General features: G+C 70.6%; 20 protein-coding genes and 3 pseudogenes. 5 read left to right on the top strand and 18 right to left on the bottom strand.

The window, feature by feature from the left end; genetic code table 11:
• Nucleotides 1-2 precede the first annotated feature (2 nt).
• From ACHMXE_RS25325 to ACHMXE_RS25280, 10 genes are all read right to left on the bottom strand, one after another.
• On the bottom strand, nt 3-1,079 hold the full coding sequence (locus ACHMXE_RS25325) for a branched-chain amino acid ABC transporter permease (RefSeq protein WP_209545134.1): 1,077 nt from the start codon (nt 1,077-1,079) through the stop codon (nt 3-5).
• A 10-nt stretch (nt 1,080-1,089) separates the two neighbouring features.
• Nucleotides 1,090-2,070, bottom strand: coding sequence for a branched-chain amino acid ABC transporter permease (locus tag ACHMXE_RS25320; protein ID WP_203201311.1), 981 nt, complete (start codon nt 2,068-2,070; stop codon nt 1,090-1,092).
• Nucleotides 2,067-2,792, bottom strand: a complete 726-nt coding sequence (locus ACHMXE_RS25315; protein ID WP_209545139.1) for an ABC transporter ATP-binding protein — start codon at nt 2,790-2,792, stop codon at nt 2,067-2,069. The genes ACHMXE_RS25320 and ACHMXE_RS25315 overlap by 4 nt, the downstream gene beginning before the upstream one ends.
• Nucleotides 2,789-3,556 carry an ABC transporter ATP-binding protein gene (locus ACHMXE_RS25310; RefSeq protein WP_208508136.1) on the bottom strand — a complete coding sequence of 256 codons (768 nt, stop codon included), beginning with the start codon at nt 3,554-3,556 and terminating at the stop codon, nt 2,789-2,791. The genes ACHMXE_RS25315 and ACHMXE_RS25310 overlap by 4 nt, the downstream gene beginning before the upstream one ends.
• Before the next feature lie 45 nt (nt 3,557-3,601).
• Nucleotides 3,602-5,062, bottom strand: a complete 1,461-nt coding sequence (locus ACHMXE_RS25305) for a fibronectin type III domain-containing protein (RefSeq protein ID WP_395352066.1) — start codon at nt 5,060-5,062, stop codon at nt 3,602-3,604.
• A gap of 178 nt (nt 5,063-5,240) precedes the next feature.
• On the bottom strand, nt 5,241-6,428 hold the full coding sequence (locus ACHMXE_RS25300) for a substrate-binding domain-containing protein (RefSeq protein WP_395352064.1): 1,188 nt from the start codon (nt 6,426-6,428) through the stop codon (nt 5,241-5,243).
• A 144-nt stretch (nt 6,429-6,572) separates the two neighbouring features.
• Nucleotides 6,573-6,848 (bottom strand): hypothetical protein, encoded by a 276-nt coding sequence (locus ACHMXE_RS25295; protein ID WP_395352062.1) that lies wholly within the window; start codon nt 6,846-6,848, stop codon nt 6,573-6,575.
• On the bottom strand, nt 6,845-7,177 hold the full coding sequence (locus ACHMXE_RS25290; RefSeq protein WP_395352060.1) for a hypothetical protein: 333 nt from the start codon (nt 7,175-7,177) through the stop codon (nt 6,845-6,847). The genes ACHMXE_RS25295 and ACHMXE_RS25290 overlap by 4 nt, the downstream gene beginning before the upstream one ends.
• 49 nt (nt 7,178-7,226) lie before the next feature.
• Nucleotides 7,227-8,336: a DUF4272 domain-containing protein gene (locus ACHMXE_RS25285; protein ID WP_395352058.1), complete on the bottom strand. Its 1,110-nt coding sequence runs from the start codon at nt 8,334-8,336 to the stop codon at nt 7,227-7,229.
• Between the two features lie 40 nt (nt 8,337-8,376).
• Nucleotides 8,377-9,912, bottom strand: a complete 1,536-nt coding sequence (locus ACHMXE_RS25280) for a sigma-54-dependent Fis family transcriptional regulator (RefSeq protein WP_203201315.1) — start codon at nt 9,910-9,912, stop codon at nt 8,377-8,379.
• A 252-nt stretch (nt 9,913-10,164) separates the two neighbouring features.
• On the opposite strand from ACHMXE_RS25280, the gene ACHMXE_RS25275 reads away from it, so the two are divergent.
• The 4 genes and pseudogenes from ACHMXE_RS25275 to ACHMXE_RS25260 all read left to right on the top strand — a co-directional run bounded on the left by ACHMXE_RS25275 (nt 10,165) and on the right by ACHMXE_RS25260 (nt 16,893).
• On the top strand, nt 10,165-10,929 hold the full coding sequence (locus ACHMXE_RS25275; protein WP_395352056.1) for a CerR family C-terminal domain-containing protein: 765 nt from the start codon (nt 10,165-10,167) through the stop codon (nt 10,927-10,929).
• Complete coding sequence (locus tag ACHMXE_RS25270; RefSeq protein ID WP_395352054.1) at nt 10,926-12,542, top strand: efflux transporter outer membrane subunit; 1,617 nt, start codon at nt 10,926-10,928, stop codon at nt 12,540-12,542. The genes ACHMXE_RS25275 and ACHMXE_RS25270 overlap by 4 nt, the downstream gene beginning before the upstream one ends.
• Nucleotides 12,539-13,765 (top strand): efflux RND transporter periplasmic adaptor subunit, encoded by a 1,227-nt coding sequence (locus tag ACHMXE_RS25265; RefSeq protein ID WP_395352052.1) that lies wholly within the window; start codon nt 12,539-12,541, stop codon nt 13,763-13,765. Before ACHMXE_RS25270 ends, ACHMXE_RS25265 begins: the two co-directional genes overlap by 4 nt.
• Before the next feature lie 21 nt (nt 13,766-13,786).
• Nucleotides 13,787-16,893: pseudogene (locus ACHMXE_RS25260) on the top strand (efflux RND transporter permease subunit).
• Between the two features lie 144 nt (nt 16,894-17,037).
• Here ACHMXE_RS25260 and ACHMXE_RS25255 read toward each other — a convergent pair.
• From ACHMXE_RS25255 to ACHMXE_RS25235, 5 genes and pseudogenes are all read right to left on the bottom strand, one after another.
• A pseudogene (locus tag ACHMXE_RS25255) lies at nt 17,038-17,737 on the bottom strand (TonB-dependent receptor domain-containing protein).
• 982 nt (nt 17,738-18,719) lie between these two features.
• A pseudogene (locus tag ACHMXE_RS25250) lies at nt 18,720-18,971 on the bottom strand (TonB-dependent receptor plug domain-containing protein); the annotation flags it as partial.
• Between the two features lie 624 nt (nt 18,972-19,595).
• On the bottom strand, nt 19,596-20,579 hold the full coding sequence (locus tag ACHMXE_RS25245) for a FecR domain-containing protein (RefSeq protein ID WP_395352050.1): 984 nt from the start codon (nt 20,577-20,579) through the stop codon (nt 19,596-19,598).
• A complete protein-coding gene (locus ACHMXE_RS25240) occupies nt 20,576-21,088 on the bottom strand; it encodes a sigma-70 family RNA polymerase sigma factor (protein ID WP_209545161.1) in 513 nt (170 codons plus the stop codon). Before ACHMXE_RS25240 ends, ACHMXE_RS25245 begins: the two co-directional genes overlap by 4 nt.
• Before the next feature lie 105 nt (nt 21,089-21,193).
• Nucleotides 21,194-21,832 (bottom strand): alpha/beta hydrolase family protein, encoded by a 639-nt coding sequence (locus tag ACHMXE_RS25235; RefSeq protein WP_395352049.1) that lies wholly within the window; start codon nt 21,830-21,832, stop codon nt 21,194-21,196.
• A 35-nt stretch (nt 21,833-21,867) separates the two neighbouring features.
• Here ACHMXE_RS25235 and ACHMXE_RS25230 point away from each other — a divergent pair, with 35 nt between their 5' ends.
• Nucleotides 21,868-22,347 (top strand): hypothetical protein, encoded by a 480-nt coding sequence (locus ACHMXE_RS25230; protein WP_395352047.1) that lies wholly within the window; start codon nt 21,868-21,870, stop codon nt 22,345-22,347.
• Nucleotides 22,348-22,761: 414 nt separating this feature from the next.
• On the opposite strand, the gene ACHMXE_RS25225 is transcribed toward ACHMXE_RS25230, so the two are convergent.
• From ACHMXE_RS25225 to ACHMXE_RS25215, 3 genes are all read right to left on the bottom strand, one after another.
• A complete protein-coding gene (locus ACHMXE_RS25225) occupies nt 22,762-24,282 on the bottom strand; it encodes a tripartite tricarboxylate transporter permease (RefSeq protein WP_395352045.1) in 1,521 nt (506 codons plus the stop codon).
• 1 nt (nt 24,283) lies between these two features.
• The gene (locus tag ACHMXE_RS25220; protein ID WP_395352043.1) at nt 24,284-24,823 is read right to left on the bottom strand and encodes a tripartite tricarboxylate transporter TctB family protein; all 540 of its coding nucleotides are present in this window, start codon (nt 24,821-24,823) and stop codon (nt 24,284-24,286) included.
• A gap of 115 nt (nt 24,824-24,938) precedes the next feature.
• Nucleotides 24,939-25,898 carry a tripartite tricarboxylate transporter substrate binding protein gene (locus ACHMXE_RS25215; RefSeq protein WP_093344272.1) on the bottom strand — a complete coding sequence of 320 codons (960 nt, stop codon included), beginning with the start codon at nt 25,896-25,898 and terminating at the stop codon, nt 24,939-24,941.
• Nucleotides 25,899-25,918 lie beyond the last annotated feature (20 nt).

Below are 25,918 nucleotides of genomic sequence, written 5' to 3'. Positions count from 1 at the left end.
GCTCATCGCACGGCGCTGGCGCGGCGGGCCCGCAGCTTGCCGACGATGCCGGTGGGGAAGTAATAGACGGACAGCACGAACAGCACGCCGAGCCACAGCAGCCAGCGGTCGGGCGACAGCAGCGCGGCGAGCCACGGCAGGCCGCTCGCGGCCTCGCTGCCCATGCGCAGCAGGTCCTGCAGATAGCTCTGCGCGACCACGAACAGCACGGCGCCGATGGCCGCGCCGTAGATCGTGCCCATGCCGCCGATCACCACGATCAGCAGGACGTCGACCATGATCTCGAAGCTCAGCGAGGTGTCGGGGCCGTTGTAGCGCAGCCAGATCGCGAGCATGGCGCCGGCCAGCGTGGCGAACAGCGCCGACAGCACCGCGGCCGTGGTGCGGTAGACCACCACGCGGTAGCCGATCGCCTCGGCGCGGAACTCGTTCTCGCGGATCGCCTGCAGCACGCGGCCGAAGGGCGAGTTGACGATGCGCAGCATCGCCAGCACCAGCACCACGGCCGCCACGAACAGCAGGTAGTAGCACAGCAGGCGACCGTCGAGCGAGACGCCGAGGAAGGGTTCCTCCGCGAACTCGAAGCTCGGCGAGATCAGCTCGGGCAGCTTGAAGGTCAGGCCGTCCTCGCCGCCCGTGAAGTCCGACAGCTGCGAGGCCAGCGTCTGGAAGGCCGAGGCCACGGCCAGCGTGATCATCGCGAAGAAGATCGCGCGCACGCGCAGCGAGAACAGGCCGATGGCGAACGAGAGCACCAGCGAGACCGCGAGCGAGGCGCCCAGGCCCACCAGCACCGCGCCCCAGTCGGGCCCGAGCCGCGAGGCCGAGATCGCGATGCCGTAGGCACCGATGCCGAAGAACATGGTGTGGGCGAAGCTCACGATGCCGGTGTAGCCCAAGAGCAGGTCGAAGCTCGCGACCAGCACCACGAACACCAGGATCTTGGCCGCGACGCTGAGCGCCTTCACGCCCGGGAACAGGAAGGGCGCGAAGGCCAGCGCGAGGAACAGCGCCACCAGCAGCACCGCCAGCAGGCGGCTTCGGGGCATGTCGTTGGAGAGGAGTCGTTTCAGGAACATGGCTCGGTCCTCAGCGGTTCGCCACCGGATATACGCCCTGCGGACGCCACAGCAGCACCGCCACCATCAGGAAGATGCTCGCGAACTGCGTGAGCGTGGGCAGCACGAAGCCGATGTAGTTGGTCATCAGCCCGACGAGCAGCGCACCGAGCAGCGCGCCGCCGGTGGAGCCGAGGCCGCCGATGATGATGACGATGAAGATCAGCACGTTGACCTGCGCGCCCATCTGCGGCACCAGGTTCTGCTGGAACAGGCCCCACATCACGCCGCCCAGGCCGGCCAGCGCGCTGCCGACCACGAACACGCCGACGAACAGGCGGCCGATGCGGTAGCCGAGCGACTCGACCATCTCGCGGTCTTGGACGCCGGCGCGGATCAGCAGGCCGATCTTGGTGCGGCTCAGGGTCCAGGCCAGCAGGCCGAACACCACCACGCCCACCGCCACCGCGAGCAGCCGGTACTTGCTGATCGCCGCGTCGCCCACCAGCAGCGAGCCGCGCAGCGCCTCGGGCAGCGGCAGCGGAACCTGCGCCGGGCCCCAGATCACCTTGATCAGTTCCTCGCCGATGATCATGCCGCCCATCGTGATGAGGATCTGCTTCAGGTGCTGGCCGTAGACCGGCCGCACGATGAAGCGCTCGAAGGCCAGGCCGACCGCGCCGGCCACCGCCATCGCGACCAGCATGGCCGGGAAGACCGCCACCAGGTTGCGCCACAGCTCCTGCGAGCCGGTCCAGTCGCCCATCAGGCCGAGCACGCTGCTGGCCACGAAGGCGCCCAGCGCGATGAAGACGCCGTGGCCGAAGTTCAGCACGTCCATCAGCCCGAACACCAGGGTGAGGCCCGAGGCGATGATGAAGATGATCATGCCCATCGCGAGGCCCGCGACCGTGAGCGTGAGCCAGGTCGAGAACGAGCCGGTGAGCGGCAGCGCGACCAGCGCGAGGACGGGCACCAGCAGCAGCGGCTTCCAGTCGAATTCGATTTTCATAGGGCGAGTCCCAGCAGCGACTGCTGCAGTTGCGCATCGGCCGCGAAGGCCGCCATCGAGCCGCTGTGCACCACGCGCCCGTTGTCCATCACCGCGACCGCATCGCCGAGGCGCAGCGCGAAGTTGATGTTCTGTTCCACCAGCAGGATCGTGACGCCGCTGCGCTTGAGCTCGTCGAAGGCGTCGATCATGTTGTTGATGATGGCCGGCGCGAGGCCCTTGCTGGGCTCGTCGACGATCAGCAGCTCGCGCGGCTCGACGATGGCGCGCGACACGGCCAGCATCTGCTTCTGGCCGCCCGAGAGCTTGCCCGCCGGGTGGTTCCAGAACTTCTCGACCGCGGGGAACAGCTTGAAGATCCACTGCAAACGCGTGTCGTCCATCTGCTGCGCGTTCTTCGCGCCTCGCGCGGCCAGCAGCATGTTCTCCTTCACCGTGAGGTCGGAGAAGATGCCCATGTTCTCGGGCACGTAGGCGATGCCCAGCTCGGCGATCTGCGGCGTGCGCAGGGCCGTGATGTCGCGCTCGCCGAAGCGCACCCTGCCCTGCGACGCATGCCACAGGCCCATGACGGTGCGCAGGGTGGTGGTCTTGCCCGCGCCGTTGCGGCCCAGCAGCATCGTGAGCTGGCCCTTGGGCACGGCGAGGTCGACGCCATGCAGGATGTGATAGGCCCCGATGTGCGTGTGCACGCCCTCGAGGGTCAGCAGGTTGGTGCTCATGCAGCAGCCTCCTTCGCGATGCCCAGGTAGGCTTCCTGCACCACCGGCGAGGCGATCACGGTGGCCGGATCGCCGTCGGCCACCAGGGTGCCGTTGTGCAGCACGATGATGCGGTCGGCGAGCTCGCGCACCACGTCCATCTTGTGCTCGACCAGCAGGATGGTCTTGCTGCGGTCCTGCTTGAGCTGGCGGATCAGGTCGAGGATCACGGGCGCCTCGGCCGCGTTCATGCCGGCCGTGGGCTCGTCGAACATAAAGACCTTGGGCTCGAGCGCCATCAGCAGCGCCACCTCGAGCTTGCGCTGGTCGCCGTGCGGCAGGCTGGCCACGGTGGCGTGCTCGCGCGACTTGAGGTTGGTCTGCGCCAGCAGCTCGTCGGCGCGCGCGGTCAGCGCCGCGTGGTCGCTCCAGATGCTCCAGAGGTTGAGCCCGCGGCGGTGCGCGCCCTCGCGCGTGGCCTGCACTGCGAGGCGCACGTTCTCCAGCACCGTGAGGTTGGGGAACAGGTTGGTGAGCTGGAAGGCCCGCCCCAGCCCGGCGCGGGTGCGGGCCGACGGCGACAGCCCCGACAGCGGCTGGCCGTCGAGCGACACCGTGCCCGCGCTCGCCTTGAGCTGGCCCGAGATCAGGTTGAAGTAGGTGGTCTTGCCCGCGCCGTTCGGGCCGACGATGGCCGTCAGCGTGCCCGGCGCGAATGCGCAGCTCACGCCATTGACGGCCACGTGCCCGCCGAAGCGGATGGTCAGATCTCGGGTCTCAAGCATCGTTGGTCATTGCGAAAACGAAAATTCCAGGAAGGTCGACCGGCCTCAACAGCTGCCGATCACGTAGTAGTTGGGGCCGGTCTGCTTCAGCGTGGTGGTCACGTAGATGTTCCACAGGCCCATCGATTGCCCCGAGCCGTAGGCATAGGTCAGGCCCCACAGCGCATAGGCGCGGCCGGCCACGGTGTGGGCGTAGTTGCTCGCGGTGAAGCAGGTGCCGCCGCCGCCGCTGCCGCCGGTGGTGGTGCCGGTGGCGGCGGTCGACATCGCGCCCTCGGCATTGGCCGCGGTCAGGCCGGTCACGGTCCAGCTGTAACTGGTCGAGGGTGCCAGGCCGGTGTCGGTGTAGCTGGTGCCGGTCACCGGCGAGGCGTTGACCTTGCTGCCGCCGCGATAGACGTTGTAGCCGCTGGCGCCGGCCACGGCGGTCCAGCCGATGACCATGCTGGTGCTGGTCGCGCCCGAGGTGCCCACGCCGGTGGGCGCGGGCAGCGCGCTGCCGCCTCCACCGCCCGTCACGCGGTCGACCATGGCCTTGACGGCCGCCATCTGCGGGCCGGACTTCTTGGCGTAGTTGACGCTGCCGTAGCCCCACCAGTCCCAGCAGCTGTTGGTGGCCGCGGTGCTGGTCTGCGGATAGACCAGCACGATGTTGTTGGTGTCGGCCCAGCGGTTGTAGCCGGTCTTCTTCACGTACTGGTCGCTCACGTCCGTGTAGTTCTGCTTGCAGCCATGCAGCACCACGTGCACGCGGCAGCTGTTGCCGCTGCCGGCCGCGCAGGCCGCGGGCGTGTAGAGCCAGCCGGTGGCGGCCATGCCCGAGCCGCCCGAGAACTCGCCCTGGTTGAACTCGGTGAAGCTGCCGCCCAGCGTGCCGTTGTTGCGCGCGTTGAGCGGGCCGTAGAGGTGCTTGAGGATCTCGCCCGCGAGATCGAAGCCGCAGTTGTTGATGTAGGGCGAGGCCGTGGTGGCGCAGGCGCCGCCGTAATCGTCGGTGACCATCGCGTGGCCCGCGCCGAGGTTGTTCTTGTAGACCGTGTTGGCCGCCGGCACGAAGCTCTGGTAGTAGGTCTTGAGGTCGTCCATCACCGGCTGCTTGACCGTGTTGTCGGAGGTGCCCGAGAACAGGTAGACCTTCGAGCCCGTGAGGTTCGACACCGGGTCGATCGCGCCGCTGGCGGCCCAGCTGTTGGTGGTGCTCACGAGCGTGGACACCGGGATGCTGCTCGCATGCGTCATGCAGCGGCCGGTGGCGTTGAGCACCGAGCCTTCGGCGCAGTAGTACGGGCCGCCGGCCACCACGCCGGCGCCGCGCTTGAAGGTGGCCGAATAGGCCACGTGCAGTTGCACCGCCATGAAGCCGCCGGCCGACAGGCCGGACACGCTGACCTCCGCCGGGTTCGCGCCGAGCGCCGGCAGCGGCACCGCCGCCGCCGCGCCCTGCGCGGCCACCGCCATGGCCGCGGCCATGGCCAATCTCTTCCAGTTCCAATTCATCGCTGGCATCGCTGTCTCCTTCCGTTATGGGTGTAAGAACGCTGCTTGGCTGATCGAGGACTCGGCCGTGGAGCGCGCCGCCCGCGGACGCAGGCTGGCGCTTCGCCCGGCGGCCATCCGGGGCGAAAGAGAAAGAAAACGGTGGGCGGCGCGCGGCGCCGCGTTCGGGTGGCGGGAAGCGCCGGACTCAGCGCTTGTTCTTGATCGGGATGTCCATCTCTTCAGGCTTGATCTCGTGCACCAGCTCCGGCACGCCCCAGGCGAACGCCGGGTCGACCTTGATCTTGAAGTGGTACATCGACTGCATCGCCTGGTGGTCTTCCTTGCGGAAGGTCATCTTGCCCTTGGGCGTGTCGAAGCTCATGCCTTCCATGGTGCCGATGAGCTTGTTGGTGTTGGTGTCGCCGTTGGTCTTCTTGAGCGCCGTCACCACCGCCATCGCGGCCGAGAAGCCGCCGGCCGTGAAGAAGTCCGGCGGCGTCTTGAATTCCTTGTAGTGCGCCGCGACCATCGCCTCGTTCACCGGGTTCTTCGGAATGCCGAAGTAGTAGTAGGCCGCGCCTTCCATGCCCGGCAGCGCCTTGTAGGCCGCCATGGCCGGCAGGATGTTGCCGCCGGTGGCGATCTCGATGCCGTAGCGCTTGAGGTCGAGGTCGACGATCTTGAACGGGTTGCCCGCGCCGGCCCAGACGATCCAGATGATCTTGCGGCCCGGCTGGTCCTTGAGCTTGTCGATCAGGCGCTGGGCGCCGGCCGTGAAGTCGGTGGTGGCGGGCGGCAGGTACTCCTCGTGGACCAGCTTGGCCTTCTTGAGCGCGGCACCGAAGGCCTTCACGCCGTCGCGGCCGAAGGCGTTGTCCTGCGCCAGCGTGGCGACCGTCACGCCGGCCTTGTCGACGGCCACCGCGTTGGAGATCGCGTCCTGGCTCGAATTGCGGCCGGTGCGGAAGATGTACTTGTTCCACTTGTCGCCGGTGATCGAGTCGGCCACGGCAGGCTCGACCAGCAGGATCTTCTTGTACTCCTCGGCCACCGGCAGCATCGCCAGCGCCACGCCCGAGGCGGTCGGGCCGACGGCCAGCGCGGCCTTGTCGTCGGAATAGGCCGCGGCCAGCAGCGACTTGCCGAGGTCGGGCTTGCCCTGGTCGTCCTTCTCGATCACGACCAGCTTCTTGCCCGCCACGGTCATCGTGCCCTCGGTGGCGTAGTTCAGGCCCATCATGAAGCCGGTCTGCGTCTGCTTGCCGTAGGCCTCGAGCGCGCCGGTCTTGCTGTAGATGTGGGCGATGCGGATCTCGCCGGACTGGGCCCAGGCGGGTGCGGCGGCGGCGCAGGCGGCGAGCGCGGCCAGGGCGACGAGGTGGCGACGGTTCATTCGTTGTCTCCTGATAAAGATGACTGAATATTGCACACTTCGTGCCACGCGCTAAACCGTTGATAACAAAGGTTTCTTCATTCGGGGAAAGCGCGATTCGGCTGAATTCAGAACAGTTGTTGTGTCTGAATTTCAGGCGACTGTCTATTCTTCAGTCAGGGTTTTCGCGGAGGCCCGGCGCTCCTCGAGCCACTGCCGGAACTGCCGCTCGGCCTGCAGCCGGAATTCGTTGCGCGCGTGGTTGCAGGCCGCATGGGCCAGCCGCCGGTGCTTGGGCGAGCGCACGCCGCCCAGCGTGGCGTCGACCAGGTGCTCGATGGTGGCCGATTCGGGCCGCCCATGCGGCTCCTCGAAGTCCATCGGCAGGCCGCACCAGTGGCAGTTGGGGCCGAAGGTGGAACGCAGGGCGCGGACGCTCACAGGCTGGCATGCTCGAGGATTTCCTGGCCCATCAGCGTGCAGTCCTTGCCCGCCACGTGATAGATCAGCCGCATGCGGTAGTTGCCCTTGTAGATCGAGCCCCAGACCTCGAGCACACGGAACTGCTGCGCCTTGTTGGCCGGGTTGCGCAGCGGCGGCAGCTCCTTGACCTCGGAGCCGACGCGGATGCGATCGTCCTCGCCGAAATGGAACACCAGCAGCTTCTTCGCGCGCGAGACCGCCTCGTCGGCGCAGGGCGGCGCGGCCAGGGCGGCGCCGGCACAGGCGCACGATGCGGCGAGAACGAGGGAGCGGATCGGTGTCTTCATGGGAGGCTCTGGTGGAAGGCTGGTTCGCAGGCGGATGGAGGCCGCATTGTCAGGTGGGCGTGTCGACCTCGTCCCACTCGCGGTCCTCGAAGCGCACCAGCCAGTTCAAGGCGCGATGCCGCTCGGCGATCACGCCCGCATCGAGTTCCGGCGGCACGGGGACCTGCTGGAGCCCGGCCTGGCGTACGCGCCAGTGCAGGCGGTAGTGCAGGTCGAGCGCATCGAGGATTTCGCCTTCGCCGCGCATGCGCAGCGAACGCAGCGCGCCCGGCAGGTCGCGGGCTTCCAGCATCGTGCGCGCGGCGAGCGGCACGTCGCAGATCGCGCCGGGAAAAGGCAGCGCATCGACCAGGCCCATCGCCCACTCGAGCAGATACAGGCATTCGTAGCGCCAGCCGAACTGGACCACATCGGACGCCAGCGGTTCGGGGTCCGAGAGGAAAGCCTGCTCCGCCGGCGTGAGATGCGCCCGTGCCGAGGGCAGCCGCTCGAACAGGTCCTCGGGCGCCAGCGGCTCCTTGCTCGCGAGGGACTCGGCCCGCGCCGCTACCGCCAGCAGCGCGAAGGCCCGGCCCGCGATCTCCTGGGGCGCGCGCAGCCGCAGCTCGGGCTCGCAGACCAGCGGCGGCAGGTGCCGCGGGACCTCGATGCCGCGCGCCGCGAGCGCTGCCTCGGTGCGCGCCTTGCGTTCCCGGGCCTCGGCCGGATAGGGCAGCGCGGCTTCGCCATCGGGCGCCTCGCCCGCCGCCGACAGGAGGATGCGCCCCCGGGGATCGCGGATGCTGCCGTCGGGCAGGAACACGATCGCATTCGCGCGCACGGCCCAGTCCGAGAACGCATCGAGCAGGCCCTCGTCGATCGACAGGCTCAGGTGCTGGCGCACGCGCTGGACATGACGCATCACGTGATAGCGGTTGCGCGACATCGTGCCGTCGCCGCGGCTCAGCACGTAGCCGACGAAGCCGGCCAGGTGGGGCGCGAGTTCGGGATCCGACAGATCGCGGCGACCCTGCAGGGCATGGGGAAACTCGAGCGCCGGTACATCGGCACGCGTGCAGTAGGCGTTGACCAGGACCCGCTCGCCCTGCCCGGCCTCCTCGGCGCGGCCTGGCGCCGGCCGGCCCAGCGCCCCCTTCAATCGCGTCAACAAGCCCTTCATCGATGCTCTCCTCCTTCGTGGTCTGCGCTCGGCGCGCGGGTCAATCCGCCTGGTTCGTCATGCGTTCGTACAAGGTCGCCCGCGAGATGCCCAGCAGGCGCGAGGTCGCGAGCTTGTTCCCCCCGGTCGCCGCCAGCGCCGCGCCGATCGCGCGGCGCTCGAGCTCGGCCACCTGCTGCGCGAGCGGCCGCAGCAGCGCGGCCTCCTCGTCGGCGTCGTGGGCGTCGCGCAGCGCGGCGGGCTGCGCGATCTGCTCGAGGCCGGCTTCGCGCAGGATGCGCTCGAGCTGCGCCGCGTCGATGCGCTGCGAGTCGCTGCGCATGGTCACCTGCTCGAGCACGTTGCGCAGCTCGCGGATGTTGCCGCGCCAGTGCTGGCCGGCCAGCAGCGCGAGCGCATCGGGCGTGAGCTCGGGCGGGGCCTCGCCGCTGCGCAGCGCCATGTCCTCGCCGAGCGCCTCGACCAGCGCCGGGATGTCGGAGCGCCGCTCGCGCAGCGGCGGCACGCGCAGCGGCAGCACGTTGAGGCGGTAGTAGAGGTCCTCGCGGAACTGGCCGCGGCGCACCAGCTCGGGCAGGTCGCGCGAGGTGGCGGCGATCACGCGCGCGTCGAAGGGAATCAGCTTGTTCGAACCGAGCGGCTCGATCTCCCCCTCCTGCAGCGCGCGCAGCAGCTTGGCCTGCAGGCCCAGCGGCATGTCGCCGATCTCGTCGAGGAACAGGCTGCCGCCGTCGGCCAGCTTGAACTTGCCTTCGCGCCCGCGCTTGTCGGCGCCGGTGAAGGCACCGGGCGCGACGCCGAAGAACTCGGCCTCGAGCAGGGTGTCGGGCACGGCCGCGATGTTGAGGCTCACGAACTGGCCCCGGGCGCGCGCCGAGGCCGCATGGATCGCGTGCGCGAGCAGCTCCTTGCCGGTGCCGGTCTCGCCGAGCAGCAGCACCGGGCTCGCCGACTGCGCCGCGCGGCGCGCATGGCGCTTGACCTCGACCGCAGCCGGGCTGCTGCCGATGAAGCTCGCGAAGGTGTACTTGGAACGGCGCTGGCCCTCGGCCGCCTGCTGGTAGAGCGGGTTGTTGCGCTGGCTCGCGAGCTCGCGCCGCGCATCGTCGAGGTCGCGCTGCAGCAGCGCGAACTTGCTGATCAGCGGCTGCAGCGTGGTCTCGGGCTGGTCGAACAGCACGATACCGATGGCGCCGATCACCTCGCCCGCGCCGTCGGCACGCTCCTCGCGCAGCGGGATGCGGCTCACGACGAAGGTGCCGGCCTTGTTGGTCAAGAGGTCGATGAGGATCGGCTCGCCGGTCTCGAGCACGCGGCGCATCTGGGTGTTGGGGATCACGTCCTCCACCATGTGGCCGAGGAACTGGTCGATCGACGAGAAGCCCAGCGCGGGCAGGAAGCGCCGGTAGCCCTCGTTGACCCAGACGATGCGCCCGCTGCGGTCGACCAGGAACATGCCCTGGCTCATGCGCGAGAACAGGTGGAACATGGAACGCGCGGCCAGCGCGAGGATGCCGTCGGCATCGAGCGGCAGGGCGGAGGGCGCGGCGGCCGCGGCGGCGGTAGGGGCAGGCATGCGCGGATCGTAGCCTGCATCAATCCGCAACAAATCCGGCATCGCCGGCCGGCGCCGGCGGGTCAGAATGCCCCGGGGTGCCGCCGCCCGGCAGCGCCGGGCGCCCTCCCCCGCCACCCACGCGCCCCGCCCCCCGTTTCCCTCGCGCCCCAGCGGCCCGCGCCGCTCCCGTCTTCAGGAGACCTTCAGCATGGGTTCAGGCCGGCCTAAGTTAATCAATCGTTTGATTTGAAGCATGGTGTAATCGCCCGCATGAAGTCCACGCTTCCTCCATCGACGGAGCCGGCGCGCAAGAGCGCCGCCGTCCCGCGCGCGCCGCGCAGCGACGGCGCCGAGGCGCGCCAGCGGCTGCTCTACACCGCGCTGCGGCTGTTCGCGCAGAAGGGCTTCGCCAAGACCTCCACGCGCGAGATCGTGCGCGAGGCCGGGGTCAACATCTCGGCCATCAGCTACTACTTCGGCGACAAGGCCGGCCTCTACGCCGCCACCTTCAGCGAGCCCATGGGCGGCAACGCGGGCGACTTCGTGGCGCTGTACGCCGCGCCCGGCCTCTCGCTCGAGGAATCGCTGCGCATCTTCTTCGCCAAGATGGTCGAGCCCTTCGACCAGGGCGAGGTGGTGCGCCAGTGCATCCACCTGCACATGCGCGAGATGCTCGAGCCCACGAGCCTGTGGGCCAAGGAGCTCGAGCGCGACATCAAGGACCCGCACCGCGCCATCGCCGCGATGCTGTGCCGCCATCTCGGCGTGGCGCGCGCCGACGACGACATCCACCGGCTGACCTTCGCGATCACGGGCCTCGCGATGCAGCTGTTCGTGAGCCAGGACGTGATCGAGGCGATCCGTCCCGCGCTGCTCGACACGCCGCGCGCCGTCGACACCTGGGCCCGGCGCCTGGCCGGCTACGCGCTCGCGCTGGTCGAGGCGGAAGCGCGGCGCCGCGCCGCCGACCCGGTGCCGCCCGCGCGCGCGCGATCGCCCCGCCCTCCATCCCGCTCCGGGAGAAAGACAGCATGAGACGAGTTCCACGACCGATCGCCCTCCTCTGCCTGCGGGCAGGCCTCGGACTCGGCCTGGCCGCCGGCCTCGCCGGCTGCGGCCTGACCCGGCCGCCCGCCACGGTCGGCGCGCCCGCCCCCGCGCAATGGCACGCGCCGCTGCCGCATGGCGGCTCGCTGGCCCAGTTGACCGGATGGTGGCGCCAGCTCGACGATCCGCTTTTGGTCGACCTGATCGCGGCCGCCGAGGGCGCGAGCCCCAACGTGGCGAGCGCCGCGGCGCGGCTGGCGGAGGCGCGCTCGACCCGCGTGCAGGCCGGTGCCGCGCTGCTGCCCAGCCTCGATGGCACGGCCTCGGCGAGCCGGGGCACCGCGGGGCTGACGGGCGGCGCTCCCGGCGGCAGCAGCGGTGCCGCCGGCGCTTCCGGCGGCGCCAGCTCGGGCTCCGGCAGCACCTCGGCCACCACGCCGATCACCACGCTGCAGGCCGGCCTGCAGACCAAGTGGGAGATCGACCTGTTCGGCCGCCTGCGCGCCGACCGCGACGCGGCCGTGCAGCGCGAGCGCAGCGCCGATGCCAAGTGGCACGAGGCGCGCGTCTCGGTCGCGGCCGAGACCGCCAACGCCTACTTCGCGGAGCGCGCCTGCCAGCAGCAGTTGCGCGTGGCCGAGTCCGACACCCGCTCGCGCGGCGAGACCGCGCGCCTGACCGACCTGTCGATGCGCGCCGGCTTCACCGCGCCGGCCGACGCCGCGCTCGCGCGCGCCAGCGCCTCCGACGCCTCGGGCCGGCTGACGCAGCAGCGCGCGCAGTGCGCGGTGCAGCGCAAGGCGCTGGTGGCGCTCACCGGCATCGCCGAGACCGAGCTCGAGACCCGGCTCGCGGCCGCGCCCGCGCAGCGCGCGCTGCCGGCCGTGGGCCGCATCGACAGCGTGCCGGCCAACGCCATCGCCCAGCGGCCCGACGTCTATGCGGCCGAACTCGGCGTGGCCGCGGCCAGCGCCGAGGTGGGTTCGGCCGAGGCCGAGCGTTATCCGCGGCTCACCATCTCCGGCAACATCGGCCGCACGGGCTTTCGCGTCAGCGGCTTCCGCGAATCGATCGAGACCTGGACCGTCGGCCCGGTGGCGCTCACCGTGCCGCTGCTCGACGGCGGCGCGCGCGCGGCCAATGCCGACGCGGCCAAGGCGCGCTACACCGAAGCCGTGGCGCTCTACCGCGCCAACGTGCGCCAGGCGGTGCGCGAGGTCGAGGAGGCGCTGGTCAACCTCGACGCCACCGATGCGCGCACCGGCGACGCCGACGCCGCGGTGCAGAACTACCAGGCCTCGTTCAACGCCACGCAGGCGCGCTTCGACAGCGGCCTGGCGAGCCTGTTCGAGCTCGAGGATGCGCGCCGCACGCTGTTCAGCGCGCAGACCGCGCGCGTCTCGCTGCAGCGCGAGCGCGCCGAGGCCTGGGTCGCGCTGTACCGCTCCATGGGCGGCGGCTGGACCCGCCCCGGCACCGCGGCCGCCGAAGCCGAAGCCACGCCCCAGCGCGTCCCCGTGACCATCATCACCACGCCGGGCCGCACCCTCACCATCTACCGCTCCTCCACCCCGGCCGCCAAGGTCGCGACGTCGCCATGAAAAGCCCCTCCCGCACCACCCTCATCGTCGTCCTGGTCGCTGTGGCCGCCATCGCCGCGGCGCTGTTCCTGTTCGGCCGCGGCAAGTCCGCGGACGCGCCTGCGCAGCAGGGGCAGCAGGCGGCCGCGAAGGACGGCAAGGCCGCCCCGGCGCGGCCCGTGCTCACGGTCACCATCGGCCAGCCCGAGACCACCGAACTCGCGGTGACGCTGGCGGCCAACGGCAATGTCGCGGCCTGGCAGGAGGCCAGCGTCGGTTCCGAATCGAACGGGCTGCGGCTGGCCGAGGTGCGCGTCAACGTCGGCGACCTGGTGAAGAAGGGCCAGGTGCTCGCCACCTTCTCGCCCGAGACGGTGCAGGCCGACATCGCGCAGGCCAAGGCCTCGCTGGCCGAGGCCCGCGCCACCGCGGCCGACGCGGCCGGCAACGCGGCGCGTGCGCGCACCCTGCAGGCCACGGGCGCGCTGAGCCAGCAGCAGATCAACCAGTACCAGACCAGCGAGCAGACCGCGAAGGCGCGCGTCGAGGCCGCCGAGGCGGTGCTGGCGGCGCAGCAGGTGCGCGGCCGCAACACGCAGGTGCTGGCGCCCGACGACGGCGTGATCTCCGCGCGCAGCGCCACCGTGGGCAGCGTGGTGTCGGCCGGCACCGAGCTGTTCCGGCTGATCCGCCAGGGCCGACTCGAATGGCGCGCCGAGGTCACCTCGGCCGAGATCGCGCGCATCGCGCTCGGCACGCCGGTGTTCGTGGTGGGCGCCAGCGGCGCGCAGGTGCAGGGCAAGGTGCGCAGCATCGCGCCCACGGTCGATCCGCAGACGCGCGCGGCGCTGGTCTACGTCGACCTGCCGCCGGTGCAGCAGAACACCGGCATCAAGGCCGGCATGTTCGCGCGCGGCGACTTCGAGCTCGGCCGCAGCAGCGCGCCCACGGTGCCGCAGAGCGCGATCGTGCCGCGCGACGGCTTCAACAACCTGTTCCTGCTGAAGGACGACAACCGCGTCTCGCAGCTCAAGGTGCAGACCGGCCGCCGTGTCGGCGACCGCGTGGAGATCACGAGCGCGCTGCCGCAGGGCGCGCGCATGGTGGTCCAGGGCGCGGGCTTCCTCAACGACGGCGACCTGGTGAAGGTGGTCGATGCGCCCGCCGCGGCCAAGGGCACGGCGCCCGCCGCCGCCCCCGCACCGGCCGCCTCGGCCGCGCAGCCCGCCGGCAACGGCAAGTAAGCCAGCCCCGGAGAAACCGCCATGAACGTTTCCGCCTGGTCCATCCGCAACCCCATCGCGGCGGTGATGCTGTTCGTGCTGCTCACCTTCGGCGGGCTGCTGTCCTTCAACGCGATGAAGGTGCAGAACTTCCCCGACATCGACCTGCCGACCGTCACCGTCTCGGCCTCGCTGCCGGGCGCCGCGCCCTCGCAGCTCGAGAACGACGTCGCGCGCAAGATCGAGAACTCGATCGCCACCGTGCAGGGCCTCAAGCACATCACGACCAAGGTGCAGGACGGCGCGGTCACGCTGATCGTCGAGTTCCGGCTCGAGAAGCCGGTGCAGGAGGCCGTGGACGACGTGCGCTCGGCGGTGCAGAAGGTGCGCGCCGACCTGCCGGCCGACGTGCGCGACCCGGTCATCACCAAGCTCGACTTCGCGGCCCAACCGGTGCTGGCCTTCACCATCGCCTCGAGCCACATGGACGCCGAGGCGCTGTCGTGGTTCGTCGACAACGACGTGAGCAAGAAGCTGCTCGCGCAGCCCGGCGTGGGCGCGGTCTCGCGCGTGGGCGGCGTCACGCGCCAGGTGCACGTGGACATCGACCCGAACAAGCTGCAGGCGCTCGGCGCCACCGCCGCCGACATCTCGCGCCAGCTGCGCCAGGTGCAGGTGGAGAGCGCGGGCGGCCGCTTCGACCTCTCGGGCAGCGAGCAGCCGGTGCGCACGCTCGCCACCGTGACCTCGGCCGACCAGCTCAACGCGATGCAGATCGCGCTGTCGGACGGCCGGCGCGTGCGCCTCGATCAGGTGGCGCGCATCAGCGACACCATCGCCGAGCCGCGCGCGGCCGCGCTGCTCGACGGCAAGCCGGTCGTGGGCTTCGAGGTGGCGCGCAGCCGCGGCGCCAGCGAGGTGGAAGTGGGCGCGCTGGTGCACAAGGCGCTCGACGAGCTCAAGGCCCAGCGCCCCGACATCGAGCTCACCGAGGCCTTCAACTTCGTGGAGCCGGTGCAGGAGGAATACGACGGCTCGCTGCATCTGCTGTACGAGGGCGCCATCCTCGCGGTGCTGGTGGTGTGGCTGTTCCTGCGCGACATGCGCGCCACCTTCGTCTCGGCCGTGGCGCTGCCGATGTCGGCCATCCCGGCCTTCATCGGCATGCACCTGCTGGGCTTCTCGATCAACGTGGTGTCGCTGCTGGCGCTGTCGCTGGTGATCGGCATCCTGGTCGACGATGCGATCGTGGAGGTCGAGAACATCGTGCGCCACCTGCGCATGGGCAAGTCGCCCTACGACGCGGCGATGGAGGCGGCCGACGAGATCGGGCTGGCGGTGATCGCCACCACCTTCACGCTGATCGCGGTGTTCCTGCCCACGGCCTTCATGAGCGGCGTGGCCGGCAAGTTCTTCAAGCAGTTCGGCTGGACCGCCTCGCTCGCGGTATTCGCCTCGCTGGTGGTGGCGCGGGTGCTCACGCCGATGATGGCCGCCTACCTGCTCAAGCCCATCGTCGACCAGGAGAAGGAGCCGCGCTGGCTGTCGGTCTACATGCGCTGGGTCACCTGGTGCATGACGCACCGCTTCGCGACCATGGTGCTGGCCACGCTGTTCTTCTTCGGCTCGCTGGCGATGATCCCGCTGCTGAAGACCGGCTTCATCCCGCCCGACGACAACTCGCAGACCCAGGTCTACCTGTCGCTCGCGCCCGGCGCCACGCTGGCGCAGACGCAGGCCACGGCCGAGGAGACGCGCAACCGGCTGATGAAGATCCGCCATGTGCGCAGCGTCTACACCACCGTGGGCGGCGGCAGCGCGGGCGGCGATCCGTTCGCGAACTTCGGCACGCCCGAGACGCGCAAGGCCACGCTGACGGTGAAGCTCGACCCGCGCGGCGACCGGCCGCGCAAGCAGGTGATCGAGAACGAGATCCGTCGCGCGCTGGAAACCCTGCCCGGCGTGCGCAGTACCGTGGGCCTGGGCGGCTCGGGCGAGAAGTACATCCTCTCGCTGTCGGGCGACGATCCGGCCACGCTGGTGGGCGCCGCGCGCGACGTGGAACGCGACCTGCGCACCATCGCGGGCCTGGGCAACATCACTTCCACCGCGAGCCTGATCCGGCCGAGATCGCGGTGCGCCCCGACTTCGCGCGCGCCGCCGACCTGGGCGTGACCAGCAGCGCGATCGCCGAGACGCTGCGCGTGGCCACCCTGGGCGACTACGACCAGTCGCTGCCCAAGCTCAACCTCGCGCAGCGCCAGGTGCCGATCCTGGTGAAGCTCGAGGACAGCGCGCGGCAGGACCTGGCGCTGCTCGAGCGCCTGACCGTGCCCGGCAGCCGCGGCCCGGTGATGCTGGGCCAGGTGGCGCAGCTCACGGTCGAGGGCGGCCCGGCCGTGATCGACCGCTACGACCGCTCGCGCAACGTCAACTTCGAGATCGAACTCTCCTCGGTCGGCCTGGGCGACGCGAAGAACGCCGCGATGGCCCTGCCCTCGATCCGCAACCTGCCGCCGGGCGTGCGCGTGACCGAGGTCGGCGACGCCGAGGTGATGACCGAGCTGTTCAACAGCTTCGGCCTGGCGATGCTGACCGGCGTGCTGTGCATCTACATCGTGCTGGTGCTGCTGTTCAAGGACTTCCTGCACCCGGTGACGATCCTGTGCGCGCTGCCGCTCGCGCTGGGCGGTGCCTTCGTCGGCCTGCTGCTGGGGCAGAAGGCGCTGTCGATGCCCTCGCTGATCGGCCTGATCATGCTGATGGGCATCGCGACCAAGAACTCGATCCTGCTGGTGGAGTACGCGATCGTGGCGCGCCGCGACCACGGCATGAACCGCTGGGAGGCGCTGCTCGACGCCTGCCACAAGCGCGCGCGGCCGATCATCATGACCACCCTGGCCATGGGCGCCGGCATGGCGCCGATCGCCTTCGGCTGGAGCGCGGCCGACTCGAGCTTCCGCTCGCCGATGGCGATGGCGGTGATCGGCGGGCTGATCACTTCGACGGTGCTGAGCCTGCTGGTGGTGCCGGCGGTGTTCACCTACGTCGACGACATCGAGCACTGGATCCGGCGCGTGGTGCGCAGGCTGCGCCGGCAGCCGCCGGACCCTCATATCGACGACGACCTGAAGGTTCAGCAGCACTGAATACGGGAACCGGACGCAGAGGACGCGAAGGTTCCGCGAAGGGCGCGAAAGAAATCCAGAAATGCTTTGGGTGTTCTTTCGCGCCCTTCGCGTGATCTTCGCGTCCTTCGCGTCCGGTACCCGAATTGAAGAACTCCAACGCCCTCAGAAATCGAAGCTCGCCTGCACCTGCCAGGTCCGCGGCGGCGCCACCGAGATGAAGTTGCGCCCCGCGATGGTCCAGTAGTTGTCGTCGAGCAGGTTCGAGATGCCGGCGCGCAGCGTGGTGGCCACGCCGTTCATGCGCGTGGCGTAGCGCGCACCGATGTCGATGCGCTTCCACGAGGGCACGCGCTGCGTGTTGGCGAGGTCGACCCAGGCACTGTCGGTGTAGATGTAGCGGCCGGTCAGCGTGAGGCCGGGCACGGCGGGCACGTCGTACTCCAGGCCGAGGTTGGCGGTGAACTCGGGCACGCCGATGGCCTTCCTGCCGTCGCTCGCGCCGCCCGCGGTCTTCGACATGCGCGCGTCGATCCAGGCCACGCCGCCCAGCAGGCGCAGGCCCTTGCCGATCTCGCCGAAGCTTTCCGATCTCCACGCCCTTGTTGCGCTGCAGGCCGGCGGCGCGGAAGAAGTTGTCGCTGTCGACGAAGGCCGTGGCCTTGCGGATGTCGAAGTACGCGACGGTGAGGCCATGGCTGCCGCGGTCCCACTTGAGGCCGAACTCGTGCTGGCGCGACAGGTAGGGCGCGAGCTGCTCGCCCGCGTTGCGCGCGCCGGCCGGCGCCACCGCCCCCTGCGCCAGCGCCTCGGCGTAGTTGCCGTAGACCGAGATGCCGTTGTCGAACCTGTAGAGCGCGGCCACGGTGGGCGTGGTCTTCGACTGGTCGTAGGGCAGCTTCTTGATGCGCTGGTGGCGCGCGCCCCAGCGTGACGAACAGGCGGTCGTCGAAGGCCGAGATCGTGTCGGCCACGGCGAGGCTGTCGAGGTCGAGCGCCGGGCTGTCGACGCCCGGCACCAGCGGCACGCCGAAGGCGAAGGGGTTCGGCACCAGGTTCTGCGTGTAGATGCTGCCGACCACGCGCTGGGGCAGCGGCAGCGACTGCGAACGCATGTCGAGCAGCTGCTGGCGCTGCGACACGGCGCTGAGCGCGAGCTTGTGCTTCGTCGCCCCCAGCGAGAAGCTGCCGCGCACGCCGACGTCGGCCACCTGGTTGGACTGCGTCCACAGCAGGCTCGAGGCGCTGCTGTAGCTGACCTGGCCCAGGCCGTTGATGGTGGTCTGGTCGATGTAGCGGCGCTCGGGCGCGGTCTCGCGCAGCTTGCCGAAGCGCGCGTAGGCGGTCCAGTTGTCCGTGAAGTCCCACTCGGTGCTCAGCAGCGCGAAGGGCTGGCGCACCTCGAGCATTTCCCACGAAGGCTTGGGATGCACCTTGGGATCGGGCGGCGGGGGCAGCGCGGCGCCGGGCTGCAACAGCCAGTGGTTGAACAGCGGCGACGAGGTGCGCCGCGTGTAGCCGGCATCGAGCACGGCGCGAAAGCGGTCGCCGCGGTAATCGAGCGCGATCTGCGCCGCGGCCAGGCGCCGGTCGGCGCCGTCGTAGACCCGGCCGTCCTCGGCGCTCAAGTTGATGCGCGCGCCGAACTGGTGGTCGGCGCCGAAGCGCTGGCCCAGGTCGACGTGGGTGCCGAGCAGCGAGCGCTGGTTGGCCGACAGCGTGATCGAGCGCACCGGCGCGTCGGTGGCGCGCTTGGGCACCAGGTTGAAGCTGCCGCCGGTCGTGCTGCCGTAGCCCGAGGCGCCGACCAGCCCGGCCGCCGGCCCCTCGAGCACCTCGAGGCGCTCGTAGTGCTGGATCGGGATGTTGCTGTACGCGAACAGGCCCTCGAGGCCATCGAACAGGTAGGCGTCGCTGTTGGTGAGGAAGCCGCGGATCGAGCTCTGGTCGAGCGGCGAGGTGGCCGACAGGCTGGTGCGGATCGAGGGATCGTTGGCCACCATGTCGTTGACGTTGCGCGCGCCCTGGTTGCGGATCAGCTCGGCCGTGTAGGCCTTGGTGCTGAACGGCGTCTCGAAGATGTCGGCCGTGCCCAGCATGCCGAGCCGGCCGCCGCGCGCCACCTGTCCGCCCGCGTAAGGCGCCGCGAGCACTTCGGCCGCGGGGCCGGCGGCCGTGACGGTCACCGGTGCCAGTGCCGCGCCGCCGGCCCCGGGGACCACTGGCGCGCGCGTCTCCACCCGGCGCAGCGAGAAGCCGCCGCCCTGGCGCGGCACGGCCTCGAGCGCGCTGCCGGCCAGCAGCGCGGCCAGTCCGCTTGCGATGCCGTGGCGGCCCTCGAGCCCGCGCGTGACGGCGCCCGCGACCAGCGCCGGGTCGTAGCTGAGGTTGACGCCCGCGCTGCGCGCGAAGCGGTCGAGCGCGGCATCGAGCGGGCCGGCGGGCACGCTGAAGCTGCGAATCTCGTCGGGCGCCTGCGCGCGCGCCGCCTCGGGCAGCGCGGCGGCGGCGAACATGGCCAGGGCCAGCGCGGCATGCAGCGCCGTGTGCAGCGCGAAGGTCGGCGCGCCGGCGGCGCGGAATCGGGAAAGGCTCATGGGTCTGGACAGGCTCGAAGGATGGAAGGCGCTCGTCGCCGAGCGGGTGCATCCAGGAGGTCGGACGAGAAACGCGATCCCCTCAGTTTTTTCGCGTCGTTCTCGAAATTTTTTTGAAAAGCCCGCTCAGGCCGGTGGCCCGACCGACACCCAGTAGCGCGTGCGCAACCGCACCGAGATCGGCTGCGTCTGCGCGAGGAACCGCAGCGCGCGGTCGCTGTCGCGCACATGGAACACGCCCGAGACGCGCAGTTCGGCCACGGCCGGATCGCACAGCACCACGCCATGGCGGTAGCGGCCGAGCTCGGCCAGCAGGTCGGCCATGCGGATGTTCCGGCCGGCGATCACGCCGTCGACCCAGCCGTCCTCGTCGAAGCCGCGGCTGGCGGCCGGCGTGCTGCCCGATTCGGCGAGCCAGCGGCTCTGGCCCGCCTGCACCACGGCCTCGGCGGGACCGTCGCCCGGATGCAGCGCCACCGCGCCCTGCTGCACGCTGACGCGCGCGCGCCGCTCGTCGATGCGCACCACGAAGCGCGTGCCCAGTGCCTGCATCCGGCCGAACGGCGTGTAGACCCAGAACGGGCGTTTGGCGGCGGCGGCGGCGGCGGCGCCGGCATCGTCGCCGGTGCTGACCATGATCTCGCCGCGCCGCAGCACCACGAGGCGGCGCTCGCCGTTCAGGGCGGTGCTGACCGCGCTGTCGGTGTTGAGCACCAGCGTCGTGCCGTCGGCCAGCCGCAGGGTGCGCTGCTCGCCGGTGTCGGTGCTGGCATCGGCCAGCAGGCGTTGCCACGGCGCGTGCTCGCGCATCAGCCAGCCGGCACCCAGCGCCACGCCGGCCAGCGACAGCAGCTTGAGCGCGGTACGGCGGCCGCGCTGCTGCCGGTGCAGCTGCGCGGCCTGCAAGGTGTCGCGCGCGGGGCCGGCCGGCATGCCGGCGAAGCCGCGCCGCAGGTCGCCGACGCGCTGCCAGGCCTGCGCATGGCGCGGATCGGCCGCCAGCCATTGCGCGTGCGCGCGCCGCATCTTCGGCGTCGGCTCGCCATGGTCGAGGCGCACCGACCACAGGATGGCGGCGTCGATCACGCTGTCGGGCAGAACGGCGCTCATGCTTCGAAGCGAAAGGCGTAGCAGGCCCGCAGCGCCTTCGCCACGTAGCGCTCGGCCGTGGCGAGCGAGACACCCAGCCGCTCGCCGATCTCGCGGCAGCTCAGGCCGTCGAACTGGGCCAGCAGGAAGGCGCTGCGCACGGCGGGCTTGAGCGTGTCGAGCATGCGGTCGATCTCGACCAGCGCCTCGAGGATCGAGAGGCGCTGCTCGGGCGAAGGCGCGGTCGCCTCGGGCATCTGCGCGAGCGTTTCGAGCCAGGCCTGCTCGAGCTCGCGGCGGCGCCAGTGGTCGATCACCAGGCCGCGCGCCACCGACGACAGGTAGGCGCGCGGCTCCTTCATGCCCACCGGTTCGCGCCGTGCCAACAGGCGCAGGAAGACGTCGTGCGCGAGGTCCGCGGCATCGAAGGCATTGCCCAGCCGACGGCGCAGCCAGCCCTGCAGCCAGCCGTGATGGTCGCTGTACAAGCTTCGGACTTCCTGCTGCAAGGCGGATTCGGCCGCGGCCATGGCACTTCTCCAACGAGTGCCGGGCACCCATCAACAAATAAGAATGGTTCTCATTTTATGAGGCCCGCGGCTTTTTTCGAAGCCCTTCGCAGCCATCGCCGGGTCTCAAGCCCCGAGCGTGGCGTCGAGCCAGTCGCCGATGCGCGCCATCGCGAGCCGCTGCGCGCCCGCATGGCAGTGGGCGCCGGCGCCCAGCGTGTGGTCGAGCGAGAGGAAGGTCTTCTCGCAACCCAGGTGCGCGAACAGCTGCTCGGGCTGCCCCTGGAAGAAGATGTCGTCGCTGCCCGCGCACACCAGCGTGGGACAGCGGATCTTCTCGGCCACGCCGTCGGCCACGTTGTAGTCGAGCAGCGTCGAGAGATAGCCGCGCGCCGTGCCCTTGCCCGTGACCCAGGCGCCATGGGCGAAGGCCCAGCGCGCCTGCGTGTCGCGCGCGGCGAGCTGCGCCAGCGCGCGGTCGATCTCGGGCGCCTCGGGTGCCGTCAGCAGGCGCCGCGCGACCTCGCGCTGGCCGCCGAACAGCGGTAGCGTCTTCGCCGCCATGTCGTAGATGCCGTCGACGGCCACCAGCGCGCGGATGCGCGGCTCGAAGGCGGCCGCGCGCGGCGCGAGCACGCCGCCCAGGCTGTTGCCCAGCAGCGCGACGCGGCGCGCGTCGACGTCGGGCCGCGCGAGCGCATGGTCGAGCACCGGCCCCACCACGTGCTCCCAGTCGGGGCGCAGCACCAGGCCCTGCGCGTGCATCGGCCCGGGTTGCCCGGTCCGTCGAAGCTCAGCACGTGATAGCCGCGCTCGGCCAGCGCGGCGGCGGCCACGTAGTGCATCTCCTCGACCGAACCGTCGAAGCCGTTGTGCATCACCACCAGCGGCCGGCGCCCGCCGCGCCCCGTCGCCGTGCCCGCGGCCCGGTAGAAGTAGCCCGGCAGGTGCGTGCCCTCGTAGCGGATGCGCACCGGCTCGACCGCGCCGCCCGAGAGGCGGCAGGCCGCGCGGAAGCACTCGACGCCCTGGCGGTAGGCCGCGTCGATGCGCGGATCGGCCGGGTTGCCGTGCAGGAAGAACTCGGCGCTGCGGTAGTAGTTGGAAGCGCGCAGGAAGGCATCGCGCGCGCTCGCGGCATGGCCGCCGCCGAGGCTGCGCCGCGCCTCGGCCTCGACGCGTTCGGCAGTGAGCCGCCATTCGTCGTGCCAGCTGTCGTAGTCGCCGGCGCGGATGCGCTGCGCGGTGACAGCAACCTCGCCGAAGTCGGCGCCGCGTAGGCGATGTGGCCGAAGGAGCGCAACGTCTCGAACCAGAAGGTCGGATCGTTCTCGAAGAACAGCGGCCGCAGGCCGGCGGGCGGGGCGGATGCCGGTGCCGCGGCGGCCGCGGGTGCTTCCGCGGCCTGCGCGCGGGCCTGGGTGGCGAGAGCGATCGCGCCGGTGGCGGCGAGGATCGCGCGGGCGAAGTGTCGGCGTTCCATGGAAGCTCCTTTCGGTTCGAAGTGTTCGGGTCCTGCAATGGACGCGACTCTAGGAAGCCGGGCGGCGCCCGGCAGCAGCCTTGCGACGGAATGCCGCACGGATGGAGCGAAAGGCCGCGCGCGCGGCGCGAAACGCGGCCGCGCCAAGAACGAACGCCGCGGGCATCGCTGCCCGCGGCGTCTTCGAAAAGGAAGGATGGATGGAACCGGCTCAGCCCGAGGCTGCGAGCCGCGCGAGTTTCTTCTCGCTCATGCGCTTGGCCACGCGCGGCAGCACCAGCACGGCGACGATCACGACGAGGATCACGATCGACTCGGGCCGCTGGAAGAACACCACCGGGCTGCCCTGCCCCATCGAGATCGCGTTGCGCAGGTTGGCCTCGGCCAGCGGGCCCAGGATCATGCCGACCACCACCGGCGCGGTCGGGAAGTCGAAGCGCCGCATCACCACGCCCAGCAGGCCGATGGCATAGAGCAGGAACAGGTCGAAGGTGTTCTGGCGCATGCCGTAGGCACCGACGGTCGCGAAGATCAGGATGCCGGCATAGAGCTGCGGCTTCGGGATCTTGAGCAGCTTGACCCACAGGCCCACCATCGGCAGGTTCAGCACCAGCAGCATGAGGTTGCCGATGTAGAGCGAGGCGATCAGCGCCCACACCAGCGCGGCCGAGGTGGTGAACAGCTGCGGGCCCGGCTGGATGCCGTAGTTCTGGAACGCGCCCAGCATGATGGCCGTGGTGTTCGAGGTCGGGATGCCGAGCGTGAGCAGCGGGATCAGCGCCGCGGTCACGGTGGCGTTGTTCGCGGCCTCGGGACCGGCCACGCCCTCGATGGCGCCGGTGGTGCCGAACTCGCTCTTGGCGTCGGCGTCCTTCGCCATCTTCTTCTCGGTGGCATAGCTCAGGAAGGTCGGAATCTCGGTGCCGCCGGCCGGAATGCAGCCGAAGGGCGTGCCGATGGCCGCGCCGCGCAGCCAGGCCGGGATCGAGCGCTTCCAGTCGCGCTTGGTCATGTGCACCCGGGTCAGCTTGTTCTGGCCCTCGACCACGCGGCCTTCGTAGAGCACCGCGTAGAGCACCTCGGCCACCGCGAACAGGCCCACGGCCACCAGCACGATCTCGATGCCGTCGAGCAGCTCGGGCATGTCGCCCGTGTAGCGACCCTGGCCCGAGATCTGGTCGAGGCCGACGCAGCCGATCGCGAGGCCCGCGAACAGCGCCGTCATGCCGCGCAGCGTGCTCTTGCCGAGCACCGCGCTCACGGTGGTGAAGGCCAGCAGCATCAGGAGGAAATACTCGGGCGCCGCGAGCCGCACCGCGTAGTCGGCCACGAAGGGCGCGAACAGCGTGACGACCACGGTGGCGATGGTGCCGGCGACGAAGGAGCCGATGGCCGCGGTGGCGAGCGCCGCGCCCGCGCGTCCGCTCTTGGCCATCTTGTTGCCCTCCATCGCCGTCACCATGCTGGCGGTTTCGCCGGGCGTGTTGAGCAGGATCGAGGTGGTCGAGCCGCCGTACATGGCGCCGTAGTAGATGCCCGAGAAGAAGATCATCGAGGCCGTGATGTCGACCTTGCCGGTGATCGGCAGCAGCATCGCCACCGCCACCGCGGGGCCGATGCCGGGCAGCACGCCGACGGCCGTGCCCAGGGCGCAGCCAATGAGGCACCAGAGCAGGTTGATCGGGGTGATCGCGGCCGCGAAGCCGCTCATTAGGGCGTTGAAGATGTCCATGTCAGATCCACCCTGTGGCAGTGAGGCCCGGCAGGCTGATGGCCAGGAACTTGGTGAACATCCAGAACACCGGCGCCGAGATCGCGACGCCGGTCAGGAGATCGATCCCCCAGGTGCGCGCCGAGCCGGCGGCCGCCTGGCCGCTCGCGCGGCGCAGGCCCTGCACCGCGAGCAGGTAGCACAGCGCGCAGCTCAGGATGAAGCCGATGGTGGTGATCAGCGCCGCGTTGAGCAGCAGCCCGGCCGAGACCCAGACGAAGCCGGGCCAGTAGGCGCGGTCGTCGCCCGAGGGCGCCTCGAGTTCGCGGAAGCCGCCGCTGCGCGCTTCCCAGGTGATCCAGGCGCCGCAGATGATCAGCACGATGGACACCAGCCAGGGCAGGAAGTTGGGACCGACGCCGCCGTAGCCGGCCTCGGAGGAAATGCCGATGGCGCCATAGGCCAGCGCGGCGCCGGTCAGCAGCACGCCGACGCCGACGACGGTTTGGGGCCACGGCGCGGACGGCGCGGCGGGGGCGGCGCCCGGTTCGGGCGGCGCCATCGAGGGATTTGGTGTTGTCATTTCTGCTCCCGGATTCGAGCGAGACGGGCTGGATTTGAAAACGGCACGCTGTCGTGAGGGACAGCGCGCCGTGTGGGCTGGGTGGAGCGCAGGCTCAGACCATGCCGGACTTGGCCATGATGGCGCGCAGGCTCGCGAAGTCGTCGTCGACGAACTTGCTGAAGGCGTCGCCCGACAGCACGGCCGGCGTCCAGTCGTTCTTCTTGAGCGACTCGGCCCACGAGGCGCTCTTGAGCGCGGCCAGCACCATCTCGGTCAGGGCCTTGCGCTGCTCGGCGCTGATGCCGGGCGCGCCGTACACGCCGCGCCAGTTGCCGATCTCGACGTCGATGCCCTGCTCCTTGAGCGTGGGCACGTTGATGCCGGGCAGGCGCTGGGCCGAGGTGACGGCGATGGGCTTCATCTTGCCGGCCGCGATGTATTCGGCGAACTCGCTGTAGCCGCTGCCGCCGATGGTGACGTTGCCGCCGAGGATGGCCGCGGTGGCCTCGCCGCCTCCGCGGAAGGCCACGTAGTTGATCTTCGAGGGATCGGCGCCGACCTTCTGCGCGATCATGGCCGCGGCGATGTGCTCGGTGGAGCCGCGCGAACCGCCGCCCCACTTGACGCTGCCCGGGTCCTTCTTGAGCTGCTCGACCACGTCCTTCATGGTCTTGAACGGCGAGTTCGAGGGCAGCACGAAGACGTTGTATTCGGTGGTCATGCGCGCGATCGGCGTGGCCTGCTCGAGCTTGACCGGCGGCTTGCCGGTGATGATGCCGCCCAGCATGACCGAGCCCATCACCATCAGGGCGTTCGGATCGCCCTTGGAACCGTTGACGAACTGGGCCAGGCCCAGCGCGCCGGCGGCGCCGCCCTTGTTGTCGTAGGCGACCGTGTCGGCCACCTTGGCGTCCGTCAGCGCCTTGCCGAGCGCGCGACCCGTGGTGTCCCATCCGCCGCCGGGGTTGGCGGGAATCATCATCTTGACGTTGGCGGCGGCACGCGCCGACAGCGGCAGCGCGCCGGCGGCGGCCAGCGCGGCCAGGGACTTCAAAAAGGTATCGCGACGCATCGTTGGTGTCTCCTGAGGGG

Origin of the sequence: Variovorax sp. UC122_21 (assembly GCF_044056785.1) — a bacterium.
Classification (GTDB): Bacteria; Pseudomonadota; Gammaproteobacteria; order Burkholderiales; family Burkholderiaceae_C; genus Variovorax.
This window is presented reverse-complemented; position numbering and strand designations above follow the sequence as displayed.

What these genes read in the sequence shown, in the direction of transcription:
- ACHMXE_RS25310 (WP_208508136.1), bottom strand. Translation starts at nt 3,556, where the DNA reads ATGCTTGAGACCCGAGATCTGACCATCCGCTTCGGCGGGCACGTGGCC.
- ACHMXE_RS25275 (WP_395352056.1), top strand. Translation starts at nt 10,165, where the DNA reads ATGAAGTCCACGCTTCCTCCATCGACGGAGCCGGCGCGCAAGAGCGCC.
- ACHMXE_RS25300 (WP_395352064.1), bottom strand. Translation starts at nt 6,428, where the DNA reads ATGAACCGTCGCCACCTCGTCGCCCTGGCCGCGCTCGCCGCCTGCGCC.
- ACHMXE_RS25315 (WP_209545139.1), bottom strand. Translation starts at nt 2,792, where the DNA reads ATGAGCACCAACCTGCTGACCCTCGAGGGCGTGCACACGCACATCGGG.
- ACHMXE_RS25215 (WP_093344272.1), bottom strand. Translation starts at nt 25,898, where the DNA reads ATGCGTCGCGATACCTTTTTGAAGTCCCTGGCCGCGCTGGCCGCCGCC.
- ACHMXE_RS25325 (WP_209545134.1), bottom strand. Translation starts at nt 1,079, where the DNA reads ATGTTCCTGAAACGACTCCTCTCCAACGACATGCCCCGAAGCCGCCTG.
- ACHMXE_RS25225 (WP_395352045.1), bottom strand. Translation starts at nt 24,282, where the DNA reads ATGGACATCTTCAACGCCCTAATGAGCGGCTTCGCGGCCGCGATCACC.
- ACHMXE_RS25220 (WP_395352043.1), bottom strand. Translation starts at nt 24,823, where the DNA reads ATGGCGCCGCCCGAACCGGGCGCCGCCCCCGCCGCGCCGTCCGCGCCG.
- ACHMXE_RS25245 (WP_395352050.1), bottom strand. Translation starts at nt 20,579, where the DNA reads ATGAGCGCCGTTCTGCCCGACAGCGTGATCGACGCCGCCATCCTGTGG.
- ACHMXE_RS25305 (WP_395352066.1), bottom strand. Translation starts at nt 5,062, where the DNA reads ATGCCAGCGATGAATTGGAACTGGAAGAGATTGGCCATGGCCGCGGCC.
- ACHMXE_RS25290 (WP_395352060.1), bottom strand. Translation starts at nt 7,177, where the DNA reads ATGAAGACACCGATCCGCTCCCTCGTTCTCGCCGCATCGTGCGCCTGT.
- ACHMXE_RS25270 (WP_395352054.1), top strand. Translation starts at nt 10,926, where the DNA reads ATGAGACGAGTTCCACGACCGATCGCCCTCCTCTGCCTGCGGGCAGGC.
- ACHMXE_RS25280 (WP_203201315.1), bottom strand. Translation starts at nt 9,912, where the DNA reads ATGCCTGCCCCTACCGCCGCCGCGGCCGCCGCGCCCTCCGCCCTGCCG.
- ACHMXE_RS25285 (WP_395352058.1), bottom strand. Translation starts at nt 8,336, where the DNA reads ATGAAGGGCTTGTTGACGCGATTGAAGGGGGCGCTGGGCCGGCCGGCG.
- ACHMXE_RS25320 (WP_203201311.1), bottom strand. Translation starts at nt 2,070, where the DNA reads ATGAAAATCGAATTCGACTGGAAGCCGCTGCTGCTGGTGCCCGTCCTC.
- ACHMXE_RS25235 (WP_395352049.1), bottom strand. Translation starts at nt 21,832, where the DNA reads ATGCACGCGCAGGGCCTGGTGCTGCGCCCCGACTGGGAGCACGTGGTG.
- ACHMXE_RS25265 (WP_395352052.1), top strand. Translation starts at nt 12,539, where the DNA reads ATGAAAAGCCCCTCCCGCACCACCCTCATCGTCGTCCTGGTCGCTGTG.
- ACHMXE_RS25240 (WP_209545161.1), bottom strand. Translation starts at nt 21,088, where the DNA reads ATGGCCGCGGCCGAATCCGCCTTGCAGCAGGAAGTCCGAAGCTTGTAC.